The sequence below is a fragment of the Blastococcus sp. CT_GayMR20 genome (assembly GCF_004570345.1).
The window spans coordinates 1-19,787 of record NZ_SPQM01000089.1 but is presented as its reverse complement, the minus strand read 5'-3'; the positions used below and the strand labels follow the sequence as shown (position 1 = coordinate 19,787).

At 73.4% G+C, this 19,787-nt stretch carries 19 protein-coding genes; 12 read left to right on the top strand and 7 right to left on the bottom strand.

Going from position 1 to position 19,787, the window contains the following annotated elements; translation table 11 throughout:
* The 6 genes from E4P40_RS18365 to E4P40_RS18340 all read left to right on the top strand — a co-directional run.
* A partial coding sequence (locus E4P40_RS18365) for a DUF6596 domain-containing protein (protein WP_135159956.1) occupies window positions 1–1,152 on the top strand: 1,152 nt, incomplete at its 5' end.
* A 128-nt stretch (window positions 1,153–1,280) separates the two neighbouring features.
* A complete protein-coding gene (locus E4P40_RS18360; RefSeq protein ID WP_135159955.1) occupies window positions 1,281–3,989 on the top strand; it encodes a LuxR C-terminal-related transcriptional regulator in 2,709 nt (902 codons plus the stop codon).
* Window positions 3,990–4,110: 121 nt separating this feature from the next.
* Window positions 4,111–4,383, top strand: coding sequence for a hypothetical protein (locus tag E4P40_RS18355; RefSeq protein WP_135159954.1), 273 nt, complete (start codon window positions 4,111–4,113; stop codon window positions 4,381–4,383).
* The gene (locus E4P40_RS18350; RefSeq protein ID WP_135159953.1) at window positions 4,380–5,150 is read left to right on the top strand and encodes a DUF4386 domain-containing protein; all 771 of its coding nucleotides are present in this window, start codon (window positions 4,380–4,382) and stop codon (window positions 5,148–5,150) included. Before E4P40_RS18355 ends, E4P40_RS18350 begins: the two co-directional genes overlap by 4 nt.
* Before the next feature lie 53 nt (window positions 5,151–5,203).
* On the top strand, window positions 5,204–5,950 hold the full coding sequence (locus tag E4P40_RS18345) for a DUF4386 domain-containing protein (protein ID WP_135159952.1): 747 nt from the start codon (window positions 5,204–5,206) through the stop codon (window positions 5,948–5,950).
* Window positions 5,947–6,927 (top strand): NAD(P)-dependent alcohol dehydrogenase, encoded by a 981-nt coding sequence (locus tag E4P40_RS18340; RefSeq protein ID WP_135159951.1) that lies wholly within the window; start codon window positions 5,947–5,949, stop codon window positions 6,925–6,927. The genes E4P40_RS18345 and E4P40_RS18340 overlap by 4 nt, the downstream gene beginning before the upstream one ends.
* Window positions 6,928–6,990: 63 nt before the next feature.
* Here E4P40_RS18340 and E4P40_RS18335 read toward each other — a convergent pair whose 3' ends face one another.
* Together E4P40_RS18335 and E4P40_RS18330 are read right to left on the bottom strand one after the other, a co-directional pair.
* The gene (locus E4P40_RS18335; protein WP_135159950.1) at window positions 6,991–8,025 is read right to left on the bottom strand and encodes a uroporphyrinogen decarboxylase family protein; all 1,035 of its coding nucleotides are present in this window, start codon (window positions 8,023–8,025) and stop codon (window positions 6,991–6,993) included.
* Window positions 8,025–9,701 carry an AMP-binding protein gene (locus E4P40_RS18330; protein ID WP_280790629.1) on the bottom strand — a complete coding sequence of 559 codons (1,677 nt, stop codon included), beginning with the start codon at window positions 9,699–9,701 and terminating at the stop codon, window positions 8,025–8,027. The genes E4P40_RS18335 and E4P40_RS18330 overlap by 1 nt, the downstream gene beginning before the upstream one ends.
* Before the next feature lie 145 nt (window positions 9,702–9,846).
* Between E4P40_RS18330 and E4P40_RS18325 the strand changes: the two genes are divergently transcribed.
* Entirely contained in the window at window positions 9,847–10,344 is a 498-nt protein-coding gene (locus tag E4P40_RS18325) for a MarR family transcriptional regulator (protein WP_135159949.1), read from the top strand.
* 111 nt (window positions 10,345–10,455) lie between these two features.
* On the top strand, window positions 10,456–10,905 hold the full coding sequence (locus E4P40_RS18320) for a DUF5313 family protein (RefSeq protein ID WP_245160422.1): 450 nt from the start codon (window positions 10,456–10,458) through the stop codon (window positions 10,903–10,905).
* 10 nt (window positions 10,906–10,915) lie between these two features.
* Here E4P40_RS18320 and E4P40_RS18315 read toward each other — a convergent pair whose 3' ends face one another.
* Window positions 10,916–11,392 carry a hypothetical protein gene (locus tag E4P40_RS18315; protein WP_135159947.1) on the bottom strand — a complete coding sequence of 159 codons (477 nt, stop codon included), beginning with the start codon at window positions 11,390–11,392 and terminating at the stop codon, window positions 10,916–10,918.
* Between the two features lie 45 nt (window positions 11,393–11,437).
* Window positions 11,438–11,638 carry a bleomycin resistance protein gene (locus tag E4P40_RS18310; protein WP_135159946.1) on the bottom strand — a complete coding sequence of 67 codons (201 nt, stop codon included), beginning with the start codon at window positions 11,636–11,638 and terminating at the stop codon, window positions 11,438–11,440.
* Between the two features lie 238 nt (window positions 11,639–11,876).
* Here E4P40_RS18310 and E4P40_RS18305 point away from each other — a divergent pair, with 238 nt between their 5' ends.
* On the top strand, window positions 11,877–12,470 hold the full coding sequence (locus E4P40_RS18305; RefSeq protein WP_135159945.1) for a redoxin domain-containing protein: 594 nt from the start codon (window positions 11,877–11,879) through the stop codon (window positions 12,468–12,470).
* On the opposite strand, the gene E4P40_RS18300 is transcribed toward E4P40_RS18305, so the two are convergent.
* Window positions 12,467–15,235 (bottom strand): LuxR family transcriptional regulator, encoded by a 2,769-nt coding sequence (locus E4P40_RS18300; protein ID WP_135159944.1) that lies wholly within the window; start codon window positions 15,233–15,235, stop codon window positions 12,467–12,469. The genes E4P40_RS18305 and E4P40_RS18300 overlap by 4 nt on opposite strands.
* A gap of 204 nt (window positions 15,236–15,439) precedes the next feature.
* On the opposite strand from E4P40_RS18300, the gene E4P40_RS18295 reads away from it, so the two are divergent.
* Together E4P40_RS18295 and E4P40_RS18290 are read left to right on the top strand one after the other, a co-directional pair.
* Window positions 15,440–16,387, top strand: a complete 948-nt coding sequence (locus E4P40_RS18295) for a thioredoxin (protein WP_135159943.1) — start codon at window positions 15,440–15,442, stop codon at window positions 16,385–16,387.
* Between the two features lie 97 nt (window positions 16,388–16,484).
* Entirely contained in the window at window positions 16,485–16,883 is a 399-nt protein-coding gene (locus E4P40_RS18290; protein WP_135159942.1) for a hypothetical protein, read from the top strand.
* Here the strand turns inward: E4P40_RS18290 and E4P40_RS18285 are convergent.
* Window positions 16,832–17,275, bottom strand: coding sequence for a hypothetical protein (locus tag E4P40_RS18285; protein WP_209305403.1), 444 nt, complete (start codon window positions 17,273–17,275; stop codon window positions 16,832–16,834). The genes E4P40_RS18290 and E4P40_RS18285 overlap by 52 nt on opposite strands.
* Before the next feature lie 135 nt (window positions 17,276–17,410).
* Here E4P40_RS18285 and E4P40_RS18280 point away from each other — a divergent pair, with 135 nt between their 5' ends.
* On the top strand, window positions 17,411–18,682 hold the full coding sequence (locus tag E4P40_RS18280) for a 3-deoxy-7-phosphoheptulonate synthase (RefSeq protein WP_135159941.1): 1,272 nt from the start codon (window positions 17,411–17,413) through the stop codon (window positions 18,680–18,682).
* Window positions 18,683–18,703: 21 nt separating this feature from the next.
* Here E4P40_RS18280 and E4P40_RS18275 read toward each other — a convergent pair whose 3' ends face one another.
* The gene (locus E4P40_RS18275) at window positions 18,704–19,684 is read right to left on the bottom strand and encodes a hypothetical protein (RefSeq protein ID WP_167762285.1); all 981 of its coding nucleotides are present in this window, start codon (window positions 19,682–19,684) and stop codon (window positions 18,704–18,706) included.
* Window positions 19,685–19,787 lie beyond the last annotated feature (103 nt).

Below are 19,787 nucleotides of genomic sequence, written 5' to 3'. Positions count from 1 at the left end.
GTCGCCGAGGAGTGCGCCCAGGACGCGTTCGCTGCGGCGCTCACCGACTGGCGCAGCAACGGCATCCCGTCGCGACCGGGTGCCTGGCTGACCACGGCCGCCAAGCGCCGCGCGCTGAACGTGCTCCGCCACCGCGGCGTGGAGTACCGGCACCTGCCTCTGCTGGTCGAGGACGAGACCGTGCCGGGACCCGAGGACCTCGTCCACGACGTGTCGGGGAAGGAGATCCCCGACGACCGGTTGCGGCTGATCGTGACCTGCTGCCACCCGGCGCTGGACCGGTCGGCGCAGGTCGCGCTCACGCTCCGGCTGATGTGCGGCCTGTCGACCGCGGAGGTGGCGCGTGCCTTCCTGGTCAGCGAGCCGACGATGGCCGCACGGATCACGCGCGCGAAGAAGAAGATCCTCCTCGCCCGCATCCCCTACCGGGTGCCGGCCGCCGACGATCTGCCCCAACGGGTGGACGCCGTGCTGTCCGTGCTGCACCTGCTCTTCACGACCGGGCACACGCCGCCGGTGGGGGAGGAGCTGGTGCGCCGCGACCTGGTCGAGCGTTCGGTGCAGCTGGCCCGGATGTTGCGCCGGCTGCTGCCCGGGGACCCGGCGGTGGCGGGCCTGCTGGCGCTGTTGCTGCTCACCGACGCCCGGAGCGAGACCAGGAGGGCGCCCGACGGCCGGCTGCTCCTGCTGGAGGAGCAGGACCGCACGCGGTGGGACTCCCGGGCCATCGCCGAGGGCGTCGCCCTCGTGCGCGAGGCGCTGCGCGTGCGACCGCCGACGCGGTACGCGCTGCAGGCCGCCATCGCCGCCGTCCACGCCGAGTCGCCGTCCTGGGACGACACCGACTGGCGCGAGATCGTGGCCCTGTACGACGTCCTCACCCGCGTGTGGCCGTCTCCGGTGGTCGCGCTGAACCGTGCCGTCGCGGTCGGGTTCGCGCGAGGAGCCGGCGAGGGGCTGGCCGCCGTCGACGCGCTGGCGGGGGAGCCGCAACTGGCCGGGTACGGCTACCTGCCGGCGGCGCGCGCGGACTTCCTCCGGCGGCTCGGCCGGGTCGACGAGGCGCGCGAGGCCTACGCCGAGGCGCTGCTGCTCACCGAGAACGCCGTCGAGCGCGACTTCCTGACCGGCCGGCTGCAGGCACTCGGCTGAGGCACGGCGGACACCCGCCCATCGACATCCGGACCTGCGTGCTGACACGATGCGGTTCCGGAGCCCGCCGTCGCCGCCGGCAACGAGTCGCGCCGGCCGCCGAGAGCCGGCCCCCAGGCGAGGTGGTCATGGCAGGTCCGCTGCTCGAGACCAAGCTCCACGTGCCCCGTGGCCGCCGCGGCCTGGTTCCGCGCGGACGGCTGACCGAGCGACTGGACCGCGGGGCGGAGGCGGCGCTGACGCTGGTGTCGGCCCCGGCCGGGTTCGGGAAGACCACCCTGCTCACCGAGTGGCTGGCCGCTGCCGCCGGGAGCCGCTCCGTGGCCTGGCTCTCCCTCGACGACCGCGACAACGACCCGGTGGTCTTCTGGACCTACGTCGTCGCCGCGTTGCAGGCGGTCGTCCCGGGAGTCGGCGTCGGCGCATCGGCCCTCCTGGAGTCCCAGGCACCGACCGAAACGGTCCTCTCCAGCCTGCTCAACGACCTCGCCGGCGTGCAGGACGACGTCTTTCTGGTGCTCGACGACTACCACCTCATCGAGGCGCGTGCGGTGCAGGACGGGATGGCGTTCCTGCTCGACCACCTGCCGGCGCAGGCCCACCTGGTGCTCGCGACCCGCGCCGACCCCCCGCTGCCGCTGGCCCGTGTCCGGGCCCGCGGGGATCTCGTCGAGGTGCGGGTCGCCGACCTCCGCTTCACCGCCGACGAGGCCGCGACCTACCTCGCCGAGGGAATGGGACTGGTGCTCACCCCGGCCGACGCCGCGGCGCTGGAGGCACGGACCGAGGGCTGGATCGCCGCGCTCCAGCTGGCGGCGCTCTCCCTGCAGGGGCGGGAGGACGTCACCGGCTTCATCGAGAGCTTCACCGGAGACGACCGTTACATCGTCGACTACCTGGTCGAGGAGGTCCTCGAGCGGCAGCCCGACGACGTCCGGACCTTCCTCCTCCAGACCTCGGTCCTGAGCCGGCTGAACGGCGCGCTCTGCGATGCCGTCACCGGCCGGGACGGCGCCAAGAACACGCTGGAGGCCCTGGACCGGGCCAACCTGTTCCTGGTGCCGCTGGACGACCGCCGCCGCTGGTTCCGCTACCACCATCTCTTCGCCGACGTTCTCCGCGCCCGCCTGCTGGACGAGCACGCCGACGGCGTGCGAGACCTCCACCAGCGCGCGAGTCGGTGGTTCGAGCAGGCCGGCGAGCGGTCGGAGGCCATCGACCACGCACTCCAGGCCGGTGACGTCGAGCGAGCGGCGGGACTCGTCGAGGTCGCGATCCCCGCCCTCCGCCAGGCACGGCAGGAAGCGACGCTGCGGCGGTGGCTCGAGGCCCTGCCCGACGAGGTCTTCCGCGACCGGCCTGTGCTCACCATGGGGTACGTCGGATCGTTGATGGCCCGGGGCGAGCTCGACGGCGTGGAGGTGCGTCTGCGGCAGGCCGAGCGGTGGCTGGACCCGACGCCCGACCGGGCGGCCGGGATCGTCGTCGTCGACGAGGACGCGTTCCGGACGCTTCCGACCGCGATCTCGATGTACCGCGCCGGAACGGCCCTGGTCCGTGGTGACGTCGCAGGCACGATGGCCCACGCGCGGCGGGCGCTGGACCTCGCGGACGAGGACGACCATCTCGCGCGCGGAGCGCCCGCCGCCCTCCTGGGGCTCGCGCACTGGACGAACGGGGACCTCGACGCAGCGAGCCGGCTGTACGTCGAGGCGATGGCGAGCCTGGAGCGGGCCGGGTACCACTCCGACGTCCTGGGCGGGTTCATCGCGCTGGCCGACATGCGGCTCGCGCAGGGCCGTCTCCGTGAGGCGACGAGCATCTTCGAGCGGGGGCTGAGGCGTGCCCAGCAGTCCGATCCGCCGCTCAGAGGTGCGGCGGACATGCATGTGGGCCTGAGCCAGTTGCTCTGCGAACGCGACGATCTCGACGCGTCACTGCAGCAGCTCCTGCTCAGCCGGGAGCTCGGCGAGCACGGCGGCCTCCCGCAGAACCGGTATCGCTGGCGGGTCGCCATGGCCCGGATCCGTACGGCCGAAGGCGATCTCGACGCCGCCGTCACCCTGCTCGACGAGGCCGAGCGTCTGTACGTCGGTGACTACTCCCCGGAAGTGCGGTCGGTGGCGGCCCTGCGCGCCCGCGTCCGGATCGCGCAGGGACGATGGGCCGACGCGCTCGGATGGGCCCGGGACCGCGGTCTGACCGCCGACGACGAGCTCGACTACCTCCACGAGTTCGAGCACGTCACCCTCGCCCGGGCGCTGGTGGCCAGGTCTGCTGCCGAGCGGGACGAGGGCTCGCTCGACCGGGCGGGCCGCTTCCTCGAGCGCCTCCTCGCGGCGGCGGACGACGGATCGCGGAACGGGAGCGTCATCGACGTCCTGGTGACTCAGGCGCTCGCCCACCAGGTGCGTGGTGACCTGCCCTCCGCGATCGCGTCGCTGGGTCGCGCGCTGGCACTGGGGGAGCCCGAGGGTTACGTCCGGACCTTCGTGGACGAGGGCCCGGCCATGGCCGTGCTGCTGCGAGCTGCTGCCAAGAGCGGCCTGGCGACGGGGTACGCCCGCCGCCTGCTCGCCGCGGTCGACGGTTCCGCGGCCGGCGTACCCGTCCAGCGCGGCCTGGTGGACCCCCTGAGCACCCGGGAGCTGGACGTCCTCCGGCTGCTCGGCAGCGACCTGGACGGCCCGGAGATCGCCCGGGAGCTGGTCGTCTCGCTGAACACCGTCCGGACCCACACCCGGAACATCTACGCGAAGCTCGGCGTGAACAGCCGCCGGGCAGCGGTGCGCAGGGGCGAGGAGCTCGGCCTCCTGGCACGGGCGGGCAGCGCCTGAGGGCTCGCCCCGTACGGGGCGCAGGCCGGAGATCACCACGTCGCTCACCACACGTGGTGATCCGGCCTCACCACGTCCGCTCCTACCTTTCGCGCCACGGGCGGAAGGAACGGAGAGCGACATGTCGACCGGCCAGGACGTCGAGCCCGAGCGGTACGAGATCCGCGTCCGCGGCCATCTCGGGTCCCGCTGGGCCGCCTGGTTCCACGGAATGACCCTGACGCACGAGAGCGACGGCATGACGAGCATCTCCGGTCCGGTCGTCGACCAGGCCGCGCTGCACGGCCTGCTCTCCACGCTGCGCGACACCGGCCTTCCGCTGGTGTCCGTCACCCCGCTGCCACCACAGCCGCGCGAGACCGGTTCCCCCGACCCCTGGAAGGACGCGACATGACTGCCACCGCGCACATCCCCGCACCGACGAGACGGCCGTCCGATCCCCTGCGCCGGACCTCCCGGGCCGCCGGCATCCTGTACCTCGTCACGTTCGTGTCGGTGCCCACGCTCATCGTGTTCCAGCCGGTGCGGGACGGCGCCGACTTCGTCCTGGGCGCCGGCAGCGACACCGGCGTGCTGTGGGGATCCTTCGCCGAGGTCGTCGTCGCCCTGTCCGGCATCGGCACGGCCGTCGTGCTGTTCCCGGTGGCCAGGCGGGTCAGCGAGACCGCCGCCCTCGGGTTCGTCGCCGCACGCGTGGTGGAGGGCACGCTCATCGTCGTCGGCGTCGTCAACGTGCTCTCGCTGCTCACCCTGCGCAACGACGTCGCCGGCACCGAGGGCGCCGACCTGGGCTTGCTGGTCACCGCGGGCCACACGTCGGTCGCCGCCTACGACTGGACGTTCCTGCTCTCGCAGAGCCTGATGCCGGTCTTCAACGCGCTCTGCCTGGGCTACGTGCTCTACCGGTCGGGCCTCGTGCCCCGCATCCTGCCCACCATCGGGCTCGTCGGCGCCCCTCTCCTGCTCGCCTCCGACATCGCGATCTTCTTCGGTGTCATCGACCGCGTGTCGCCGGTCGCGGCAGTCGCGTTCATCCCGATCGCCGTGTGGGAGCTCTCGCTCGGGATCTACCTCACCGTCAAGGGGTTCCGGCCCGCGGCGGTCGCCGCCCTTCCGCGCTCCGCGGGACAGGAGCCGGCTCCGGCTCTCGCCCCGAACTGATCGGCCGCGCTTCCCAGATCGTCGCTGTCCGCACCCTGACCGAGGAGACCGTCATGGCTGTTCCTGCCCGCACGACGCAGACATCGAGAGACCGGAGGACCGCACGCCTCGGGGGCGTCCTGTACCTCGTCACCTTCGCGGCCTCGATCCCTGCGGCCTTCTACTTCCTCGATCCCGTCCTCGGCGACCCGGGCTACGTCCTCGGCCCGGGTGCCGACACCCGTGTCCTCGTCGGCGGACTCCTCGACATGGTCAATGCGCTCGCCTGCATCGGCACCGCGGTCGTGCTGTTCCGGGTGCTCAAGAGGCAGAGCGAGACCCTGGCGATCGGCTTCATCACCTCGCGTGTGCTCGAGGCGGCGATCATCTCCGTCGGCGTCGTGAGTCTCTTCGCCGTCGTGGCCCTGCGACAGGACCCGGCCGGGGCGGACGACGCCTCGCTCACCGCCGCCGGAACGGCACTCGTCGCGGTCCGCGACTTCACCTTCCACGTCGGACCCGGCGTGATGGCAGGCGTCAACGCACTGCTGCTGGGCACGCTGATGTACCGGTCGGGACTCGTTCCGCGAGCCATCCCGCTGATGGGTCTCATCGGAGCCCCCCTGCTCATCGCGGCCAAGATCGCCACGATCCTCGGTGTCAACGACGACAGCACCGTGTGGTCGCTCGCCGCCCTCGCTCCCATCTTCCTCTGGGAACTGTCACTCGGCCTGTGGCTGACCTTCAAGGGCTTCCGGCCCTCACCCATCACCACCGGTCCTGCTGTTCCCCACGTCGAGCTCGAGGGAGCAGCGCGATGAAGGCCATCGTCCAGGAGCGGTTCGGTCCGCCGGACGTCCTGCAGTTCGTGGACACCGATCCACCCGCGATCGGGTCGGACGACGTCCTGGTCCGCGTGCACGCCGCGGCGGTGAACCCCCACGACTGGCACGTCATGCGGGGCGACCCGTACGTCGCCCGGTTGATGGGGACGGTCGGCCTGACCCGGCCGAAGCCGCGGGTGGCCGGGGTCGACGGGGCAGGGGTGGTGGCGGCCGTCGGTGCGAACGTGCGCGGACTGCGGCCCGGGGACGAGGTGCTCGGGCGCTTCGAGGGCGCGTTCGCCGAGTACGCCCGCGCCGAGGCGGACAAGGTCGTGCCCAAGCCCGCACGGCTGAGCTTCGAGCAGGCCGCCGGCGTCCACATGGCCGGACAGACCGCCCTGCGCGCGATCCGGGACGTCGGCCGGGTCCGCGCCGGGCACCGGGTCCTGATCAACGGCGCGTCGGGTGGGGTCGGCAGCTTCGCCGTGCAGATCGCCACGGCGATGGGCGCCGAGGTGACCGGTGTGTGCAGCGCCGCCAACGTCGAGCTGGTGCGGTCGATCGGTGCGGCGCACGTCATCGACTACACCTCCGAGGACTTCACCGACGGGCGCGTGCAGTACGACGTCGTCCAGGACAACGTGGGCAACCATCCCCTGCGCCGGCTCCGACGCGCCGTGACCCCGACCGGAACCCTGGTGAGCAACGCCGGCGGGCCGCCCGAGGGGCGACTGCTCGGGCCGATCGGGGCGATCCTGCGCATCGTCGCCGTCAACGCCGTCGTCCGACAGCGACTGCGGCCCCTCCCGGACACCTGGACGCGGGAGCACCTGCTCGCCGTCACCGCACTCATCGACGCCGGGAAGCTCACGCCGGTGGTGGGCCGCACGTATCCGCTGGCGGACGCGGCTGCCGGGCTGCGCGACGTGGAAGGGGGGCATGCGCGCGGCAAGGTCGTGATCACCGTGGCCTGAGTCGTCCGTCCCGGTCACCCTCACCCAGCTACCGGCTGGCACCGCTGTACCGGCGGGGACGTACTAGAGCTCGGCCCGCACCATCTCCGCGGCCTCGGCGAGCGCGCGCATCTTGCCGGCGGCCGAGGCCCGGGGGAGGTACTTCAGCCCGCAGTCGCTGGACAGCGCCAGCCGGTCCACGTCGACGTGGTCGAGCGCCCGCCGCACCCGGTCCGCGACCGTGGCCGGGCTCTCCACGTCCGGCGTCGAGAGGTCGAGCACTCCCAGGGCGATGCCTTTCCCGCGGAGGGGATGCAGGGTGACCGGATCGAGGTGCGACTGAGCCGTCTCGATCGAGACCGCGTCGGCCGGGGTGTCGGCCAGCTCGGCCAGGAACGAGTACCCCTCCGGCCGCTCGGAGACCATCGCGGCGTAGCCGAAGCACAGGTGCACGTGCACGGGCCCGGCAGCGCCTTCGATGGCCCGGGTGACCGCCTCGGCACCGTAGCGTCGGGCCACCTCCGGCCGCGCCTGCAGCCAGGGCTCGTCGATCTGCACGATGTCCGCGCCGGCGGCGAACAGGTCGGCGATCTCCGCACGGACGACGTCGGCGTACGCCAGCGCCAGGGCGCGGTCGTCCCGGTAGTGCTCGTCCTGCGCCTGCTGCGCCATGGTGAACGGCCCCGGGACCGTCATCTTGACCGCGCGGTCGGTGTGCGCGCGCAGGAAGCGGACGTCCTCCACCTGCACCGGTGCCGGCCGGCGGATCTCGCCGGTCACCCGCGGCACCGGGATGTCGACCCCCGAGCGGTTGCGGACCGTCCCCGGGTGCTCGAGGTCGAGGCCCTCCAGCGCCGTGGCGAAGTGGTTGGAGTAGGACTCCCGGCGGATCTCCCCGTCGGTCACCACGTCCAGCCCGGCCTCCTCCTGCGCGCGCACCGCGGCGAGGGTGGCGTCGTCCTGGGCCTCCTGCAGGAACCGCTCAGGGACGCGCCACAGCTCCGCAGCCCGGACCCGCGGTGGGAACTGGTGGCCCAGCCGGTCGCGGTCGATCAGCCAGTCGGGCTGGGGCAGGCTGCCGACGACCATCGTGGGCAGCGGGGGGAGGCGGACCGGCATCACGCGTTCCTGACGGCGGCCGCGGACTGGAGGCCGAGCTCCTCGACCGAGACCTCACGCATCTCGATCTTGCGGATCTTGCCGGTGACGGTCATGGGGAACTCCTCGACGACCTTCACGTAACGGGGCACCTTGTAGTGGGCGAGCTTGCCGGCGCAGAACTCCCGGACCGCCTCGGCCGTGAGCGGCTCGGCGCCCTCGCGCAGGCGGACCCAGGCCATGAGCTCCTCGCCGTAGCGCTCGTCCGGGACGCCGATGACCTGGGCGTCGACGACGTCCGGGTGCGTGTAGAGGAACTCCTCGATCTCCCGCGGGTACACGTTCTCCCCTCCGCGGATGACCATGTCCTTGATCCGGCCGACGATGTTGAGGTAGCCCTCGGAGTCCATGACGGCGAGGTCGCCTGTGTGCATCCAGCGCGCGGCGTCGATGACCTCGGCGGTCTTCTCCGGCTCGTCCCAGTAGCCGAGCATCACCGAGTAGCCGCGGGTGCAGAACTCGCCGGTCTCCCCCCGAGGCACGGTCAGCCCGGTGGCCGGGTCGACGACCTTCACCTCCAGGTGCGGGTGCACGCGGCCCACGGTGGAGGTGCGGCGGTCGAGGTCGTCGTCGGCGCCGGTCTGCGTGGACACCGGTGAGGTCTCGGTCATGCCGTAGCAGATGGTCACCTCGGTCATCCCCATCTCGCTCACCACGCGCTTCATGACCTCCACGGGGCAGGGGGAGCCGGCCATGATCCCGGTGCGCAGGGTGGAGAGGTCGTAGTCGGCGAAGTTCGGCAGGGCCAGTTCGGCGATGAACATCGTGGGGACGCCGTACAGCGACGTGCACCGCTCGTCCTGCACTGCCTTCAGCGTCAAGGCGGGGTCGAACCCGGGCGCGGGGATGACGACGGTGGCGCCGTGCGAGGTGGCGGCCAGGTTGCCCATGCCCATGCCGAAGCAGTGGTAGTAGGGGACCGGGACGCAGATCCGGTCGGCCTCGGTGTAGCCGCAGCCCTCGCCGACGAAGAAGCCGTTGTTGAGCAGGTTGTGGTGGGTCAGGGTGGCGCCCTTCGGGAAGCCCGTCGTCCCCGAGGTGTACTGGATGTTGATCGGGTCGTCGGCCGAGAGCTCCGCCTGGCGGCGCGCGAGCAGGTCCCTGTCGCCGCGCCGGCCGACGTCCAGCAGTTCCTGCCACTGCGGATCGCCGAGGAAGAGGACCTCACGAAGGTCGGGGCAGTCGCCCCGGACCTCGGCCACCATGGCGCGGTAGTCGCTGGTCTTGAACGCCGGCGCCGACACGAGCACGGAGATGCCGGCCTGCCTCATCACGTAGGACAGCTCGTGCGTGCGGTAGGCCGGGTTGATGTTGACCAGGATCGCGCCCAGCTTCGCCGTCCCGTACTGGACGAACGCCCACTCCGCGCAGTTCGGCGCCCAGATGCCGACCCGGTCGCCCTTCCGCACGCCCAGCGCATCCAGCCCCAGCGCGGCCGCGTCCACCTCGGCCACGAATTCCGGATAGGTCCAGCGCCGGCCGGTGACGCACTCCACCAGAGCTTCGTGATCGCCCAGGCGGGCCGTCGTCCGGTCGAGGTTCGCCCCGATCGTGTCGCCCAGCAGCGGAAGGCTCGAGGTACCGCTCGCGTAGGACGGCAGCACGGGGGTGTCGCGGACAGAGGCGGACTGGGTCACTGGTCACTCCGGGCGGTCGGCTGCGCGTGCGGCGGACAGGACTGCCCCCGATTTCTACTCCAGCCGCCGGGGGCAGGTCATCCGGCGGCCGGAGAAACGCTTCGCCGCCCAATGCTTGGTGCGCCACGGCTCCTATGCTCGGGGTGTGACGACAGATGAGGCGCTCGCTCCGGACGACCTCCTGGCCCTCGACCGGCAGGTCTGCTTCGCGCTGTCCGTCGCGGCCCGCAACGTGGTCGCCGTCTACCGGCCGGTCCTCGAGCCGCTCGGCCTGACCCATCCGCAGTACCTCGTCATGCTGGCGCTGTGGGAGCGCGAGCCGCTGTCGGTGAAGGAGTTGTCCGGCCTGCTGCAGCTCGACCCCGGCACCCTGTCACCGCTGCTGAAGCGGCTCGAGGCGGCCGGCCTCCTGCGCCGGGAGCGGGATGCGAAGGACCAGCGGAACCTTGCCCTCGCACTGACCGCGAAGGGCAGGGCGATGCGCGCGGAAGCCGAGACGATCCCCGCCGGCATCGTCGAGCGCCTCGGCCTGCCGGTCGAGGAGCTGATGTCGCTCCACGGGGCGCTGACCGAGGTGATCGCCGCCTCCCAGCGGGCGCTCTCGGACCGACGGGACGCCGACGCCGAGGCCTCGGTCGCCTGACAGCAGGACGACCGGTGTGCCGTCGGCAACACTTGGCCCCCCAACCTTTGGTCCACCCTGCGTATGGGGGACCATGAAGGCATGCGCCTCACCGACCAGGAGCGAGCCGTCGTGACAGACCACGAAGCAGAGGGCGCCGAGCCCGTCGTCCGGCCGGCTCCGCACCGGTGGCTGTGGTATGCGCTCGGGGGCGGACTTCCCGCCCGGCACCGGGGCTGGGTGCTGCACGACACGACGACGAGCACCTGGTGGCTGCGCCACATCGCGCGCAGCCTGGTCCAGGTCGCCCTCCCGATCGCCCTGGTGATGCTCCTGCTGCCCGCCGGGTGGGGGCTGCGCCTCGCGGCGGCCGGGGGAGGCCTGGCGCTGGCACTCTTCTATTCCCTGGCCTACATGCCCGAGACCACCGAGAACCGCGTCGTCAAGGCCGGCTACCCGGCGGGGACGGCAACCGCGCACCGCGAGCGGGCCGGTCTGGGCCGGCAGCAACGGGAGAGCGAGCGCAAGCGGGCCGCCGCGGCGAAGCGCGCCGCGCGCTACCGGGACCGCACCGGCCGTTGACCGACGAGACCTAGGGCTCGATCCCGCACTCGTCGCGGAGGTAGTCCTCCACGTTGGTGCTCGCCGTGGTCAGATCGCCCTCGGCCTCGTCGACGGCCGCCAGTGAGTCGGGGTCGGTGATGTCGAAGTCCGCGAACGCCTCGGCCATCCGGTCGAGACCCGCGGCCATCGCATCCCAGTCCGAGGCGATCGCATCGGGCGCCTCGATGGCGCGCAGCTCCTCGGCGACCTGGGTGAAGGCATCCGGTACGGAGGGGCTCTCGTCGTCCAGGTCGGACATGGCCGACTCCACCCGCTCCTCGATCCCGGCGGCCTGCTCGCAGAAGTCGCCGCCGCCGGATGCGCCCGTCTCCTCGTCGCCGCTCGTCGCGGCGCTCGCGCCCGACGACGTGTCTGCCCCGGAGTCCTCGCCGCCGCACCCGGCGAGCAGCAGGACGACGGCCGCGCCCGCCGAGGTGGCGAGGCGGGCGATCAGGGTGCGGGACATGGCGACCTCCGTCGGGGATGGGCGGACAGGTGGGGAGGCCGGCGCCTAGCTGCTGCTGCCCGCGAGGACGGTGTCCATGTGCCGCCCGGCGTCGACGACGGCCTCCTCGGGCGTGCGGCCCTCGTCCCGCGCCAGGATGAAGGCGGCGTACCACGAGGACCAGTGGTGCGGCGGTGCGGTCGCCTCGTAGTGACCGTGGTGCTCCTCGGCCTCCTGGAGGAGACCGGTCAGGCTGGTGACGTCCATGGGTGGTCCTCGTCCCTGCCGGGCCGGCGCCTGGTCGATGCCGGGGGGACCACGGTGCACGCCCGGCGCGCGCGTCGCGCCCGTGAGTCTCACTGGTCTGCACCGCGCTGGAGGCCGCCCGACCGCACGGGCGCCGCGCGACCAGGGGGTCTCCCTGGGGCGAGGTCCGCCCGCTGCCGCGACAGTCGACGGGGGAGATCGCCGTCCGGCGGCGACCTCGGAAGGGGGCGGTGCCGCCATGCGGAACGACATCGTCCCCGGCGGGGTCTTCCCCGACTACGCGCTGCCCGACCAGTCCGGTGTCGTCCGCACGCTCGGCGAGCTGCAGGGCCGCGACCCGATGATCCTGACGCTGACCCGCGGTCACTACTGCCCGGGGGAGCACCAGCAGCACCTCGAGCTGGCCGCCTTCCAGTCGAAGATCGCGGTGGCCTGCACGCAGATCGCGACGATCTCGACAGACGAGCGCCGCACGATGCAGGAGTTCCGTGCGTCGGTCGGCGCTCGGTGGACCTTCCTGTCCGACCCTGGGCGGATCGTGCAACGGGACCTCGACATCCAGGAGTACACCGATCCCACGAACGACCCGATGATCCCGCACACGCTCGTGCTCAATCCGGGGCTGGTGATCCACAACGTCTACGACGGCTACTGGTTCTGGGGCCGGCCGTCGGTGGACGACCTCTGGCGCGACCTGCGCGCGGCCACGGCCGAGGTCCGCCCGGACTGGGACCTCGCGCGGCCGGGGCTCCGTGAGGCCTGGGACGCCGGCGACCGGTCGTCCTTCTCAGGGCCGCAGCGGGGCCTGCGCACCGACGTCGCCGCGTTCTAGGTAACGGTGCGCTCGACGTCCCGGAGGACCCGCCGCAGGTCCCGGCGGGTCGTCACCCCGACCTTCGCGAAGATCTTGCGCAGATGCCACTCCACCGTCCGCGGGCTGATGAAGAGCGCAGCACCGATCTCGGGGTTCGTGAGTCCCTGCGCCGCCAGACGTGCGATGTGCGCCTCCTGGGCGGTGAGCTCGCCGGTCGTCTCCACGGAGCGCTTCCGGACCGTCTCCCCGGTGGCCAGCAGTTCGTGCCGCGCGCGCTCGGCGAACGCGCCGACGCCCATCGCGGTGAGCGCCTCGTGGGCGGTGCGCAGCTGCCTGCGGGCGTCGACGCGGCGCCCCTCGCGCCGCAGCCATTCGCCGTAGAGCAGCCGTGCCCGGGCGAGCTCGACAGCGACCGACGTGCGCGCGAGGCGGTCGATGCCCTCGCGGTACAGCTCCTCGGCGGCCGCCCCCTCGTGCAGGAGGGCCCCTCGGCTCGCCTCGATCCCGAGCGCCCAGTCCGTCCCGCTGGCCGCCGTCATCGCCGAGAGTTCCTCGAACCCGCCGACCGCCGCTGTCAGGTCGCCCGCGCGGACACCCGCCTCCACCAGCTCGGCCAGGGCCCACTTCGGGGGCCCCAGCTCCAGGGGGACCTCGGCCGCCACCTGGGCCGCGCGCAGCGCCTCCGCGTACCGGCCGAGGCCGTTGCTCAGGACGGCACGCGCCCACAGGGCCATGTTGATGCCCACGCCCTCGCCCCGGGCCAGGACGTCGTCGAGACACCGCTGGATGAGCGGCTCGGCCAGGTCGGCGTTGCCCTGCAGGGCGAGCAGGCCGATCGTGCCGTAGGGGGCCAGGGTGCTCCCCGTCGCCTCGGCGACCGACCGCGTCTCGTCCACCAGGGAGACGGCGGCACCCAGATCGCCGGTGAACAGGTGCACGACCGTCCGGGTGGTGAGCGCCAGGGGCAGCGCGCTGAGGGCGCCGGCCTCGCGGGCGGTGTCCAGGTGCCGGCGGGTGAGGGCGTCCCAGCAGGCGTCGTCCCACAGCGAGGCCGCGGCCGCCGCCGCCAACCAGGCCGAGCGCAGTGCCTCGTCCATCGTGAAGTCCTCGCCGGCGTAGGCCTGCACCGCGCGGCGGGCCAGCGGTGCGGCCGGCGCGTAGCCGTCGGTGAACAGGACGGCGAGTGCCTCGAGCAGCGAGTCGCCCTTCTGCCACACCTCGGGCTGGGGTGCGCTTCGCACGGCCTCGGCGACCTGGCGCGCGCCGGCGCCCTCGGCCAGGCGCCCGGCGAACAGGGCGGCGGAGAACGCGTCCAGGTAGGTGTCACGGGCGACCCGCGCGTCGAGCGGTTCGAGCCGGCGGGCAGCCGCCAGCAGCAGCGGCAGCGCCTCGTTGCCACGGTTCGCCGCGAAGGACATCTCCGCCCGCAGCAGGTCGATCTCCGCCGTCTCGGCCTCCCCGAGCGGTCCCTCCTCGGCGGTCGCCACCAGGCCCCCGGCGTCGTCGAAGGCCCCGGCGTGCATCTTGGCCCGGGCGGCGTCGAGGGAGCGCCGTCCGCGCCGGACCGGATCGGGCGTGAGCGCCGCCGCCTGCTCGAGGAACGCGGCCGCGGCGGCCAGCCCGCCGTGCGCCAGCGCCCGGCCGGCCGACCGCTCGAGCTCCGCGGCGACGTCCTCGTCCGGGCCCACGGCGGCGCTGGAGCGGTGCCAGGCCCGGCGGTCGGGATCCAGTTCGGCGTCGGTGACCTCGGCCAGCGCGCGGTGGACGTCCCGCCGTTCCGCGGGCGTCGCCGAGCGGTAGACCGCGGAACGGACGAGCGGATGCCGGAACCGGACCCCGTCGCGCAGCTGGATCAGTCCCGACGCCTCGGCCGCGGCCGCCGCGTCGGTCCCGATGCCGAGCCGCTCGGCGGCGCGCCACAGGAGGGGGACGTCTCCCACGGGCTCCGCCGCTGCGGTCAGCAGCAGCCGCCGGGACTGCCGCGGGATCGGGATGACCTGGCGCAGGAAGCCCTGCTCGAGCCGGTGCACGAGCGGCCTCGCGGACGCGGCGGGGGCGCTGCCGAAGGCCAGCTCCGCCGTGGTGGCCCCGCGCGGCAGCTCGAGGAGGGCCAGCGGGTTGCCGTGGCTCTCCGCCAGGATGCGGTCGCGGACCCGGGGATCCAGCGTGCCCGACACGGCGGAGTGCAGCAGCGCCGCCGCGTCCACACCACCGAGGCCCCGGACGGGGAGCTCGGGGAGACCGGCGAAGGGATGCTCCTCGTCGGACTCGCGGACGGCGACGACCATGGCCACGGACTCGGCCGCCAGCCGGCGCGCGACGAACTCGAGTGCCTGGGCCGACGCGTGGTCGAGCCACTGGGCGTCGTCCACGAGGCAGAGCAGCGGCCGCTCCTCCGACACCTCCGCGAGCAGGGTCAGCACCGCCAGCCCCACGAGGAAGCGGCTCGGCGCGCTGCCCGACCGCAGTCCGAACGCGGTCGCGAGCGCCTCCTGCTGCGGCACGGGCAGCGAGCCCAGCCGGTCGAGGTACGGGCTGCAGAGCTGCTGCAGGCCGGCGAAGGGCAGCTCCATCTCCGACTCGACCCCGGCCGCCCGGGCCGCCCGGCATCCCGCTGCCCGCTCCAGGAGGAACTCCAGCAGCGCCGTCTTGCCCACCCCGGCCTCGCCCCGCAGCACCAGGACCTGGCTGCGGCCCGCCTTGGCGGCGGCCAGCAGACCGCTCAGGGCCTCGCACTCGCTCCGCCGTCCCAGGAGGACGGTCCGCGCACCGCTCGATGACATGCAGGCACCTCCGGTGCCCCCGGGGAGCCCACGGGGCCGACCCATCCGACACCCGACGGTGCTCGGCCGACAGGGGCGAACGGCTCCCGGACCGGCCGGCCGGTCCGGGGTCGGGGCACCGACCAGGGTCTCTCCCTGGTGCGAGGCGGCTGCGCCGGGCGCGAGTGTTCCTCCTGGCGCCGCACGCTCCCAGGGAGGAACCGGATGTTCACACGTCTGCACATGCCGCCGCTCACCGGGGCGACCGGGTACGTCAACTCCGGACCGCTCGACCCGGACGCCCTGCGCGGACACGTCGTCCTCGTGGACTTCTGGACGTTGACCTGCATCAACTGGCTGCGGACCGTGCCCTGGGTCCGCGCCTGGTCGCAGGCCTACCGGGACGACGGGCTGATCGTCGTCGGGGTCCACACGCCGGAGTTCTCCTTCGAGCACCGGATCGAGGGCGTGCGGCTCGCGACGCAGCAGCGGGCGCTGGACTTCCCGGTCGCCGTGGACGACGACTACGCGATCTGGAGCGCCTTCGACAACCACTACTGGCCGGCGCTCTACTTCGTCGACGCCGAGGGCATCATCCGCGACTCCCACTTCGGCGAGGGACGGTACGAGGAGTCCGAGCGCAGCATCCAGCGGCTGCTCGGGATCGACCGCGAGCCCGTCTCCGTCGTGGGCGTCGGCGTGGAGGCCGAGGCCGACTGGGACCACCTGCGGACGCCGGAGACGTATCTCGGCTTCCAGCGCGGCGACCACTTCGCCTCCGCGCAGGGCGCTGCGTTCGACCGGCGGCACGGCTACGAGCTCCCCGAGGACCTGCGGCTCAACCACTGGGCGCTGGACGGCGAGTGGACGATCGGGCCGGAGTGCGTCGTGCTGGACCGGGCCGGCGGCAGCATCGCCTACCGCTTCTCCGCCCGCGATGCCCATCTCGTGCTGTCGCCGGGTACGCGCGGACCGGTCCCGTTCCGCGTGCTGCTGGACGGCGAGGTCCCCGGTCGGTCCTCCGGCGTGGACGTCGGGGAGGACGGGACGGGAATGCTCCGCGAGGGCCGCCTGTACCAGCTCGTGCGGCAGCGGGACGGCGTCCGCGACCGGACGCTGGAGATCACCTTCGAGGAGCCGGGCGCCGAGGCCTACGCGTTCACCTTCGGGTAGCCGTTGCCGGTGAACCGGTTGCCGACCACGTCCGTGAAGCTGGCGAGGGGAGTAGACAGGGTCCGTGCGGCCAGTCCTCACGACGAAGGGACGGGGGATGACCAGAGGTCCACTCGCACCCGCGCTGGCGCTGCTGCTCCTCGTCGCCGCCTGCGGCTCGGGCGACGGGGAACCCGAGGTCACCCGCGCCGAGGGCGCGCCGACCCTGCGGGCGACCGTCGGCACCGAGGAGTCCCCGGACGCGTTCGAGATCGCCCTGGTCGACGAGGACGGCGAACCGGTGACCGAGCTGGCGGCCGGCGAGTACAACATCGAGGTCTCGGACCCGACCGCGGTCCACAACTTCCACCTCAGCGGCGGGGACGGGGCCGTCGACGAGCGGACCGGCCCCACCGAGAAGGTCGAGACCCTCTGGGTGGTCACCTTCGAGCCGGGCGGCTACCGCTACCTGTGCGATCCGCACCCGAGCATGAACGGTCGGTTCACCGTCACCTGAGCGGTGTCCTCGGCCCCTCCCGGAGGGCACCGCAGGAACAGGTCGTCCTGCGGCTCCGGGAGAGCGGCCGAGCCGCCGGCCGTGACCGGGCGGGGACGGCGCGGCTGCCGGCTCCCCGACCCGCCCCCGCGGTGCGGGTAGAGCGCGATGCCGTGCACCGGGTCGGGAGCGGCGTCGAGGGCGGCCCGGAGGACCGGCGACTGCCGGAAGGCGTCGCGGCGGCGCTCGTCGTCGAATGCGAACTCCAGGACGACGCCCCACCGGTGCTCGTGCTCGTCCCAGAACACTGCCCCGCGGGAGACGGCGGCCTCGGTGAGCAGGTCCTGCCACGCGCGCGCCCACGCGGCGGCGGGGATCCCGCCGTCGAAGACCTCGACCGTGAGCCAGTCCACAGTGCCGACGACGCTACGCCCGAGCGCGGCCTCCCGACAGCCCTCGGCGGCGATCGGCGGACGGCGCCCTGCCTACCCTCGACTGCGCAGGGGCGACCGGTCCCTGCACGGCACCACACCGAGGAGCACGCAGCGATGCCACCACAGGCCGACATCCCCGCCGACGGGATCCTGGACGTGGCGAGGAGCATCGCCGACCGCCTGCTGGACGTGCAGCGCCGGGTGAACGACCAGATGGACGCCACGCAGTCGGAGCTGCTCCCGGAGGTGCGGCGACAGCTGGGCTACCCGGACCCCGAGCCGGTCGACCTCTCGGGCCTGACGAACACGCGGATCGTGAGCCTCGACGTGGTCGTCACCCCCGAGGCCGTCGCGACGGTCCTGCCGCTCTCGGCGGCGTCGGCCGCCACCACCCGCGCCGGACGCAGGGCGATGGCCGACATCGTCAGCGGTGCCGACGACCGGCTGGCCGTCATCGCGGGCCCGTGCTCGATCCACGACCCGGCCGCCACGCTGGAGTACGCCGGCTTCCTCCGTCGCATGCGGGACCGGCACGGCGACGACCTCGAGATCGTGATGCGGACCTACACCGAGAAGCCGCGGACCGAGGTGGACTGGAAGGGCTTCGCCTACGACCCCTACCTCGACGGATCGAACAACATCAGCGTCGGACTGATCGCGACCCGGCTGCTCATGGGACGCATCACCGCGATGGGCGTACCGGTCGCCGCCGAACCGCTGAACGCGCTGACGCCGCAGTACGTCGACGGCCTCGTCACCTACAACGGCGTCGGCGCGCGGAACGTCACCGACCAGACCGCCCGCGAGCGGGTCTCCGGGTTCTCGGCGGTCGTGGGGTTCAAGAACTCACCGGAGGGCAGCATCGAGGCCGCGGTCCAGGCCGTGATCGCCGCCCGGTCCGGGCACGAGTTCCTCGGTGTCGACCGGCACGGGATGACCGCCCAGCTGTCGACGACCGGCAACGAGACCGGCCACGTCATCCTGCGCGGCGACACGTCGGGCCCGAACTACTCCGCCGCGCACATCGCCGACACGCGGGCCCGGCTCCGGGCGCGCGGGCTCCCGGAGGTCGTCGTGGTGGACGCCTCCCACGGCAACAGCCGGAAGAACCACCTGCGCCAGATCGAGGTGGTCCACGACCTGGCCGGTCAGATCGGCGGCGGTGAGCCGGCCATCCGCGGGGTGATGCTGGAGAGCAACCTCGTCGCCGGCCGGCAGAACCTCGACCAGCGGCATCCCGGCGCGCTGGAGTACGGCGTCAGCGTCACCGACGCCTGCGTCGACCTCGGCACCACGGAGGCGATGCTGGCGGAACTGGCCGGTGCCGCCCGGGCGCGACGCGGTCGCGGCCCGGGGGACGACGCCGTCGCGGTCCTCCGGCCGTAGGGGGCCGCGCGCTCGGCTCCGTCAGGGCACCCGCAGCGTCCGGTGCCGCCACCCGAAGCGCGCCAGCAGCCCGTGCAGGTGGAGGTCCAGCCCGCCGCGGGCCGGCTGAGCGGCCTGGCCGGCGAGCAGCTCGACCTCCGCCCGGAGCTTGGCCCGGCGGCGCTCGAGCCGGGCCACCTCCGCCCGCAGCGAGGCGGAGCGGGCCGCTGCGTCGCGGTCCAGGCGCGCACGGGTCGCGGCCGCCTCGGCATCGGCCCGGCGGCGCTCCTCGCGTCCGGTGCTCAGCATCCGGACGATCTCCGCCCGTGCGTGCAGCCGCGCCGCGTCGGCCTCGGCCAGCGCCAGCTGCCGGATGTGCTCGGCCTGCTCGGCGGCGCGCTGCTCCAGCTGCCGCACGGAGTCCAGGCGCGACTCGGCCTCCACACGGGCTCGCCGGCTCGTCTGCTCGGCGTCGGCGACGATGCGATCGGCCTCGGCGATCAGTGCCTCCGCCCGACCGGTCGCCGTGCCGAGCGTCGCCTCGGCCTCGGCCTCGGCGTCGGCACGCACCCGCGCCGCGTGCCCGGCGGCCGCGGCCCGGTCGGCGTCGGCCTCCATCCGCATGCCCGTGGCCTCGTCGGCCGCCGCGGCGAGGATGGACGCGATCCGTGGGGAGAGACGGAGCATCTCGCCGCCGTCGGGGGAGTGGGACAGCAGTGCCCGGGCCTGCTCGAGCTCGGCCCAGGTGCGGGAGTGCGCCGCGAGGAGGTGCTCGCGCTCGCGCTCGGCGGTGATCAGTTCCTCCTCCGCCCACTGGACGTAGGTGTCGACCTGGAACCGGTCGTAGCCGGCCACGGACCGGCGGAACATCGGTGCGGCCCGGAAGACGGTGGGCAGGTCGCCGGCGACGTTCGGGCGCCGCTCGTCGAGGCGGCCGTCCGCCAGCAACGTCTCCAGTGCGCTGCCGGGGCGGGCAGCCCCGTCATGGACGTGCAGCTCGGCGCTCATTTCACTGCCCTTCACGTCTCCGGTTCGAGTCACGGAACGCTACGGCTCCGTTACCGCGGATGCTCCGGATGCCAGACCTGGGTCACTCGGAGGGGAGAGGTGGCCGCCCGTGCCGGTG